The sequence below is a fragment of the Bradyrhizobium erythrophlei genome (assembly GCF_042430365.1).
GTDB classification, from domain to species: Bacteria; Pseudomonadota; Alphaproteobacteria; order Rhizobiales; family Xanthobacteraceae; genus Bradyrhizobium; species Bradyrhizobium erythrophlei.
In genome coordinates this window covers 1-859 of the sequence record NZ_JBHMET010000225.1, presented here as the reverse complement: position 1 = coordinate 859, position 859 = coordinate 1, and the positions used below count along the sequence as shown (strand labels likewise).

Here is an 859-nt window from a genome sequence, read left to right as displayed (position 1 = left end):
CTAGGACGAATCCACATTCAACGGAGCCAAATGCAGATTGCGGCGAGGTGGACGAAGGCGAGGAAGTAGTCTGCCCGTCGGTCATATCGGGTGGCGAAGCGGCGGAAGTGTTTGAGCTTGTTGAAGCAGCGCTCGATGCGGTTGCGTAGCTTGTAGATCGTCTCGTCATGCGGGATGGGGACCTTACGAGAACGGGTTGAGGGGATTACCGCTTCGGCGTTCATGTCTGCGATGGTCGTGCGCAGATCGTTATTGTCGTAGGCCTTGTCGGCCAGCACGGCCTCGGCGGTGAAGCCTTCGAGCAGGGCTTTTGCAGTGAGGTTGTCGTGTCGTTGGCCGGCGGTGAGCCTGAAGCGCAGCGGCCGACCGAGGCTGTCGCAGAGCATGTGGATCTTGGTCGTCAATCCACCTCGGGAACGCCCCAACTCCTGAGTTTTGGCCCCCCTTTTCCGCTCGCGGCCTGCTGGTGGACACGAACCAGAGTGGTGTCGAGCATCAGGTATTTGTTGTCGCGATCCTTGATCAGTTCGGCAAACACCTTCTCCCACACGCCGGCCTTGGCCCAGCGGGTGAAACGCGCGTGTACGCTCTTCCACTTGCCATAGCGCTCCGGCAGGTGCTGCCAGTAGGCACCGGACCGCAGAACCCACAAAACCCCGTTCACGAACAGGCGGTTGTCGACACCGCTCCGGCCGGGATCACCCACCTTGCCCGGCAGCATAGGTGCAATCCGAGCCCATTGTGCCTCGCTTAGTTCATAGCGCTTCACGCCCATCAGTACGCTCCGAATCAAAAGGTCCGGAACGCATTGATTCAGCATCATTCAGCTATGGGAATCCTGAATGTGGATTGGTCCTAG

General features: G+C 59.4%; 1 pseudogene. It reads right to left on the bottom strand.

From position 1 onward, the window contains the following. Positions 1 to 17: 17 nt before the first annotated feature. A pseudogene (locus ACFFWD_RS32320) lies at positions 18 to 721 on the bottom strand (IS5 family transposase). Positions 722 to 859: the final 138 nt, after the last annotated feature.